Genomic DNA, 7,389 nt, shown 5'->3' with positions numbered 1-7,389 from the left:
TCGGAAGGGGAGCGGAGTATGCGCTGGTGTCTGCAGATAAGGATAAAAGGCTTGAGGTAGGCTTTGTAGACCAGACCTTCAGCCTTATTGAACAAAACTCTTTCCTGAAATATGGATACGGTTTCTTTGCAAAGGGCAGCATGGGCGCGCAGAATGCAACCCGTAATTTTTCGGCTACCTATGTTTTCAGGAATGATCCGTATGAGAAAGCGAGCCATAATCTGGTAGGCACAGATATGCAATATGTTTTCGGCAAAGACTGGAACATGAGTGCAAAATTGTACAGCGGGGTAAGCCGGTATGATGAAATCGATGTTACAAAACCTTCATTGGCCGTGGAATCCCAGTATTCCGGAAATCTCAGGAAGATTAACCTCAACGGGAACTATTTTTACAGTACCGATTATTACCCGGGAAACAGGCGGGGGATGCTTCAGGTCCAGCAGAACATCTCGGCCAGCATTTTTAAGGATTATGCGCTTTACGGCAATATCCTGGTCTCTGATTTTTTCCCGAAATATTACTTTTTTGATAATCATATCAAGTCCAATACCGTAAGGCTGGATACCGGGATTAATTTCCCGAAAACCGGAAGGGTAGGCTTTACACTCGGTCTGCAGTACCAGGATGAAAAATCCAATACCTACAATAATTTTTTCGATACGGCGCTAAGTCAGGAGAAAAGAAGCCTTGCTGCCCAGCGGATTACCGACTACATGACCTGGTCCAGCCCCGATACGAAACATTCTTCTGTTCTGGGGATTGAAGCCGGACGGGTGGAATATCCGGGCCGGGAAGGCAGCGGCTTTCAGATGAAGGCCGTAGGGAATTACAGCTATAGATGGCTGAACGCCAATTTCATGTATCAGTATGGAAGTTATTTTCTTTCGGAATATGCCTTCTCAAGGATATTCAATGCGGATCAGGCCTATAAAAAGCTGTCCGTGTCCGCATTTGTCAGTGAGAATTTTTTCGATCAGAAGCTGGCACTGGCTTCCGGGATCAGCTATACCGATGATATCCTGTACGGAAAATCCCCTTCAGGATTCGTTAATCTGAAATATTCCGGGAAGCTATACGGCATTTACCTTAATACTTCCTGGTTTCATTATTCTTCTTTAAGCAGCAATAACAACCTCCTTACGGTCGAGGCCGGCATCACGCTGAATCTCAAAACCAACACCCTTGATCCCGGGAAAAAAGGAAGCATCACTGCTTTCGTATTTTATGACAACAACAATAACGGGGTATATGACACGGGCGACCTGCCGGCAGAAGAATACCTGGTGATGCTGAATTCCGTATCGTTCCGTACCGACAAGGAAGGAAACCTGAGCTACAGGGCTCTTCCGTATGGGAAATATGCCCTGAAACAGATTATACAGCAAGGCTGGTATTATGATGAGGCGGAAATCAATCTGAACCGGCATCAGTTTGCTTTACAGATTCCCCTGCACCGCAACGGAACCGTTCAGGGAAAGATCGGTTATGAATTTAATGCGAAGACGGCGGTGGAATTCGAACCCAAAACAGGAGGGATAATCTTTAACATCTATAAAGACAGCCGGCTTATCCAGCGTATGGTGACGGATGACAACGGTGAGTTTATCTCTTTCCTGGAATCCGGGAAGTACAGGGTGGAGCTCAATGAAAATTCGCTGCCTGCCAATACCTACGCAGAACGGACCAGTGCTGAAGTATCGATAGAAGCAGGGAAAATAACCTCACCGGAACCCTTCGTTATCAAAGTCAGGGAAAAAAAGGTAAGAGTGAAGAAATTCGGGGCTGAATAACAAGGTCCGGGCTGCTGCTTTTATGAACGGTAAATTCTCGGGCATAAGAAAAGGGAACCTTTATGAAAGGTCCCCTTCTGTATTTTTCGTTTTCTGAGAGACTAGGACTTAGCTGCTTCCAGGTTTTCAAACTTAGCGTAAGAAGATCTGAGATGGTGCAGGTGATCTGAAACGACCTGAGAGCTTTCCGGGCATAGATCGCCGCTTTCCAATGCATCTTCGTAAGCTTTGATGGCTGCTTTCTCCCCGAACGCTACATTTTCCAGCGTAGATTCGTCCTTGTTTCCGGTGAATGAATTTTTGATATCGATCCATGCTCTGTGCACGGCTCCAGCTGTAGTCGTAGTGTTATCTGCTTCACCTCCTTTCTCATTGATCAGTCTGATCAGATCTGATTTCATGTTTTGTGACTCGCTCACCATTTGATCATAGTCATTTTTCAATGCTGAATGATTTTCCCATACTTTGTCTTCTACTTTAGAGAATCCTTCAATTCTGTCGTTGGTAATGTTTAACAGATCATTTAATACTGATACAGTTTTTTCGTTGTTCATAATATTTTTTTTATTGGTGTACCAGTAGACTTGCAAGATGCGTGCCTTAAATTCCTTCACGCAAAAAAAAAATTAAAAGTTTATTTATATACAATTTATTAAAATAAAAGTATATTTGTGTACCAATCGAGTGATGTTATGGATTACGATAAGATAACGGATATTATAAAGCTGATGCAGGAGTTTGAATCGGAAAATACTTCCCGGAAATATCCTGATGATATATCCGGACTCAGAAAATGGATTGCCGACAGCGAAAACAGGAAACGTGGTACAATTTTAGCTGAGCCTAACTGGGAAGGAAAAGAAAATGGTAGAAGTCCCGAAAGCGCCATCAGTACTTTACTTTTACATCTCAACAGATATGCTAAAACATATTCCAAGTCTGCCATTTCAGATTCGGGATTTGCAACCCAGGAAGATTTTATTTACCTGATTACGTTAAAGGCTTTCGGCGAACTGACAAAAATGGAACTTATTAAGAAAAACATCCATGAAAAACCTGCAGGTATGCTGATCATAACCCGACTGCTGAAACAAGGCTGGATTACCCAGACAGCTTCTGAACTCGACAGGAGAAACAAAGTCATCCGTATTTCTGATGAGGGAAAAGCAGCACTGGACAGGCAGATGGAAAACATAAGGAAAGCAACGGATATTGTGGCAGGAAACCTGAGCCGGGAAGAGAAAATGGATCTCATCCGGATCCTTAATAAACTTGACCGGTTTCATTACCCTATTTTTTCCCGGAACATCAAAACCAAAGACCTGATTTCAACGGTCTATGAAGAATATTCATTTAAAAATTAAATATGGGAAAAAAAATTGCGGTTATCGGTTCAGGGTTTTCAGGATTATCTGCAGCAGCCTATGCCTCAAAAGAAGGCCATGAAGTCCATCTCTTTGAAAAAAATAAAGAAGTAGGAGGGCGCGCACGGCATTTCAGGACGGAGAACGGATACACTTTTGATATGGGACCCAGCTGGTACTGGATGCCTGATATCATTGAATCCTTTTTTACGGACTTTGGCAGGAAAGCTTCCGATTTTTATACCCTTGTTCCATTGGACCCGCAATTTGAAATGGTATTTTCAGACGGTGTCATGTGTATTCCCCATACGTACGGTGAAATGAGAGATCTCTTTGAAAAAACGGAGACCGGAGCCGGTAAGAAACTTGATGAATTCATGGATGATGCCCAATACAAATATGAAGTAGGAATGAAGGATTTCGTTAACAAACCCTGCCATTCTTGGTTTGAATTCATGTCGCCGAAAATTGCCAAAAGTGCTTTCAAACTGGATCTCCTGACCAACTTCCAACGCTTCGTGAGGAAGTATTTCAGCCATCCCAAACTCATTATGCTGATGGAATTCCCGGTGATATTCCTCGGGGCTGCCCCCAAAGATATTCCCGCACTTTACAGCCTGATGAACTACGGAGGATATAAGCTGGGGACCTGGTATCCGATGGGCGGTTTTGCCAAAATCATCGAAGCCATGAAGGAAGTCGCCGAAGAACAGGGAACCCGTTTTCATACGGAGGCAGGCGTTGATAAAATCAATATCAGCAACAGGCAGGCTTCTTCCGTTACCGTGAATGGAGAAGAGCTTCCGTTTGATGCCATCATTGCGTCTTCAGATTACCATCATACGGAATCCAAACTGTTGCCGGAAGAATACCGTAACTATACCGAAGACTATTGGGAAAAGAGGGTTTTTGCTCCCTCATGCCTCATTTTTTACCTGGGATTCAAAGAAAGGATCCCAAATCTCAAGCACCATACCCTGTTTTTCGAGCATGACCTTGAACTGCATACCGACGAAATTTATAAAGACAAAAAGTGGCCTACCAAACCCCTGTTCTATACCTGCTGTCCTTCACAGACAGATCCCTCCGTAGCCCCGGAAAACTGCGAAAACGTATTTTTGCTGATGCCGGTAGCGCCCGGAATAGAGGATTCGGAAGAAATACGGGAACGTTACTTCATGGAAATGATCCTGAGGCTGGAAAAGCATACGAGTACTGCTGATCTTTTGCTTAAGATCGATTACAAAAAAAGCTACTGCGTAAAAGATTTCCAAGAAGACTATAATGCCTATAAGGGAAATGCGTACGGCCTTGCCAATACGCTCTCCCAGACTGCGGTCCTCAAACCGTCACTGAAAAACAAAAAAATAAACAACCTTCTGTACACGGGACAGCTTACCGTGCCCGGGCCTGGCGTGCCGCCGTCCATTATCTCCGGGAAAATAGCGGCACACGAAATCACAAAAATCAATTGATATGAAACAACTCTTTGATGATCTTTCTTACCGCATCAGTAAGGAGACGACAAAACAGTACAGCACCAGCTTTTCATTGGGCATCCTGGCACTGTCTGCTTCCATCAGAAACCCGATTTACGCCATTTACGGCTATGTAAGACTGGCAGACGAAATTGTAGACAGCTTCCACGGCTATAACAAAGAAAAACTGCTGACGAAATTCAAGGAAGATACCTTCAGCGCACTGGAAGACGGTATTTCCCTGAACCCGATTCTGCACGCATTCCAGGAGACTGTGCACGAGTATAATATTGATGTCCAGCTGATCATTCAGTTTTTGAGAAGCATGGAAATGGACCTGCAGAAGATCGATTATAATTCGGATCTGTATAAAGAATACATCTTAGGCTCTGCTGAAGTTGTGGGACTGATGTGCCTGCAGATCTTCGTGGACGGGGATAAGGAGCAATATGAAAAACTGAAGCCTTATGCCATGATCCTTGGTTCCGCTTTCCAGAAAGTGAACTTCCTGAGGGATATGAAAGATGACTATTATACGCTGGGCAGAAGTTATTTTCCCAATCTGGATTTTTCACGGTTTGACAACAATGCAAAGCTGTCCATTGAAAAAGAGATACAGGAGGAGTTCCGGCAGGCATTAATCGGGATCAAGATGCTTCCGCCTTCCTCAAGATTCGGGGTGTACCTGGCTTACCGGTATTACATATCGCTGTTCAGAAAGATCAAAAGAAAATCGGCTACCACCATCCTGAGTGAAAGAATCAGGATTTCCAACGGAGCCAAGATTTCACTGATGATGAGCTGCTATGTACAGTACAAAACCTCTCTTATGTAGAGCGGGATTACCATTTTAAACAATTGATATGAATTTTCTGATCGTAGTCGCTACTTTTTTTATTATGGAAGGCCTCACCTGGGTGATCCATAAATACATCATGCACGGATTATTATGGTCCCTGCACCGGGATCATCATGACCATAGTGCCGAAGGACATCTTGAGAAAAATGATTATTTCTTTGTCATCTTCGCCATTCCCACCATCATACTGATGTATTTTGGGACTGTTAACGGGATCAATCACTGGTTTTATATCGGATTGGGGATTATGATCTACGGCATGGCTTATTTTTTTGTGCATGACATCTTTATCCACCAAAGGATCAAAGTGCTGAGAAATACGGAAAATCCTTATCTCCTGGCCATCCGCCGTGCCCACAAACAGCACCATAAGCATACCGGCAAGGAAGAAGGAGAGTGTTTCGGTTTTCTGTGGGTGCCGGTAAAATATTTCAAAATGTATTTTAATAAAAACAAATAACCGTTCATGCTACCGTATACTTATCTCCTTATCGATTTTTTTACCATCATTGTCTGCTTTATTTTTTCATTCCACCCTAAGATTAAATTCAGCCGCCATTTCGGGGCATTTCTGAAAGCTTCCGCTCTTGTTGCGGTGCTTTTTATCATCTGGGATGCATGGTTTACAAAGATCGGCGTATGGTGGTTCAATGACCGTTATCTTATCGGGTTCCGGCTGTTCGGACTGCCGGTAGAGGAGATTCTGTTCTTTTTCTGTATTCCTTTTGCCTGTGTTTTTACCTATTTTTGTCTGGATAAATTTTTTAAACTGGATTGGAAACCTGTCCCTGAAAGGATTTTTGTAACCGTCAGTATCCTTATGGCCCTGATCGGCGGAATCTGGTTCCATGACAGGATTTATACTTCCGTTACCCTTTTCACGACTGCTCTTACGATGTTTGTACTGCATTTTATCCTGAAGGCGGAATGGATCGGGAAGGCATCATTCATCTATCTGATCCTGATGCCCGGATTCCTGGCGGTGAACGGGATCCTGACCGGTACAGGACTGGAATCCCCGATCGTCAATTATAATCCCGGAGATTTCCTGGGCATCCGGATGCTGACAATCCCTATCGAAGATACCGTATACGGATATGAAATGATCCTGTGGAATATTTACCTGTTCCGGAAATTTAAAAAAGAGGATCACAAAGAGATCGTGCCTGCGATGGCAGAAGCATGATCCGGATCTGATCCCCGTATTGCCATATAATAGACAGCCTTTACATTGTTAAGGGCTGCTTCTTTTTTACAGGCAGGGTTAAATATAATTCCATGAATCCGGAAATGGAATAAAATCACTATCTTGAAGTCTTCAACACCTTAACATACAGGATATGAATATACAGCTCAACTCAAAAAATGCATTGGTAGGCGCGGCAACCCAGGGAATCGGTGCCGGCATTGCCACAGAACTTGCCCGGTGCGGGGCCAATGTTACCGTGATGGCCAGGAATGAAGAAAAACTCAGGGACTTCACGGCTTCCCTTCCCATAGTCGCCGAAGGTCAGCGGCATGATTACCTCGTTGCCGACTTTTCCGATTTTCAAAGTTTTAAAAACATCATTTCCGGTTATTTTGATCACCATGATACCGATATCCTGATCAACAACACAAACGGGCCGAAAGCCGGGCCTGCTTACGGACAGGAAGTGGAAGAATACCAGGCCGCTTTTGATCTGCTCTTCAAAACCGTCTGCGAAACGACACGGCTGGCGCTTCCTAAAATGATCGAAAAAGGCAGCGGCCGCATCATCAACGTTTCTTCTTCTTCCGTAAAGGAACCTATCCCCAGCCTGGCCCTTTCCAATTCCATCCGCACGGCAGTGGCGGCATGGTCCAAAACCCTTTCCCTGGAAGAGATCAGAAGAGCGTCGTGTAGGGAAAGAGTG

The 7,389-nt window shown here is 44.1% G+C and carries 7 protein-coding genes; 6 read left to right on the top strand and 1 reads right to left on the bottom strand.

Annotated features, from left to right (window positions below; genetic code table 11):
• Window positions 1-1,793: hypothetical protein (locus QZ735_RS03520; RefSeq protein ID WP_294244260.1), on the top strand; the 1,793-nt coding region annotated here is incomplete at its 5' end.
• A gap of 101 nt (window positions 1,794-1,894) precedes the next feature.
• Here QZ735_RS03520 and QZ735_RS03515 read toward each other — a convergent pair.
• Window positions 1,895-2,347 (bottom strand): PA2169 family four-helix-bundle protein, encoded by a 453-nt coding sequence (locus QZ735_RS03515; protein WP_294244257.1) that lies wholly within the window; start codon window positions 2,345-2,347, stop codon window positions 1,895-1,897.
• Window positions 2,348-2,464: 117 nt separating this feature from the next.
• Here QZ735_RS03515 and QZ735_RS03510 point away from each other — a divergent pair, with 117 nt between their 5' ends.
• The 5 genes from QZ735_RS03510 to QZ735_RS03490 are packed head-to-tail and all read left to right on the top strand — an operon-like array spanning window position 2,465 to window position 6,680.
• Window positions 2,465-3,157, top strand: coding sequence for a MarR family transcriptional regulator (locus tag QZ735_RS03510; RefSeq protein WP_294244254.1), 693 nt, complete (start codon window positions 2,465-2,467; stop codon window positions 3,155-3,157).
• Between the two features lie 2 nt (window positions 3,158-3,159).
• The gene (locus tag QZ735_RS03505) at window positions 3,160-4,632 is read left to right on the top strand and encodes an NAD(P)/FAD-dependent oxidoreductase (protein ID WP_294244251.1); all 1,473 of its coding nucleotides are present in this window, start codon (window positions 3,160-3,162) and stop codon (window positions 4,630-4,632) included.
• A 1-nt stretch (window position 4,633) separates the two neighbouring features.
• A complete protein-coding gene (locus QZ735_RS03500) occupies window positions 4,634-5,470 on the top strand; it encodes a phytoene/squalene synthase family protein (RefSeq protein WP_294244248.1) in 837 nt (278 codons plus the stop codon).
• Window positions 5,471-5,498: 28 nt separating this feature from the next.
• Entirely contained in the window at window positions 5,499-5,954 is a 456-nt protein-coding gene (locus QZ735_RS03495; protein WP_294244246.1) for a sterol desaturase family protein, read from the top strand.
• A gap of 6 nt (window positions 5,955-5,960) precedes the next feature.
• Window positions 5,961-6,680 (top strand): lycopene cyclase domain-containing protein, encoded by a 720-nt coding sequence (locus QZ735_RS03490; RefSeq protein ID WP_294244245.1) that lies wholly within the window; start codon window positions 5,961-5,963, stop codon window positions 6,678-6,680.
• The last annotated feature ends 709 nt before the right edge of the window (window positions 6,681-7,389 follow it).

The organism is uncultured Chryseobacterium sp., from assembly GCF_913776365.1.
GTDB lineage: Bacteria > Bacteroidota > Bacteroidia > Flavobacteriales > Weeksellaceae > Chryseobacterium.
This window is presented reverse-complemented; position numbering and strand designations above follow the sequence as displayed.

Bases quoted from the DNA above. Each gene is read 5' to 3' on its own strand.
- QZ735_RS03515 (WP_294244257.1), bottom strand. From the start codon at position 2,347: ATGAACAACGAAAAAACTGTATCAGTATTAAATGATCTGTTAAACATT.
- QZ735_RS03500 (WP_294244248.1), top strand. From the start codon at position 4,634: ATGAAACAACTCTTTGATGATCTTTCTTACCGCATCAGTAAGGAGACG.
- QZ735_RS03490 (WP_294244245.1), top strand. From the start codon at position 5,961: ATGCTACCGTATACTTATCTCCTTATCGATTTTTTTACCATCATTGTC.
- QZ735_RS03495 (WP_294244246.1), top strand. From the start codon at position 5,499: ATGAATTTTCTGATCGTAGTCGCTACTTTTTTTATTATGGAAGGCCTC.
- QZ735_RS03505 (WP_294244251.1), top strand. From the start codon at position 3,160: ATGGGAAAAAAAATTGCGGTTATCGGTTCAGGGTTTTCAGGATTATCT.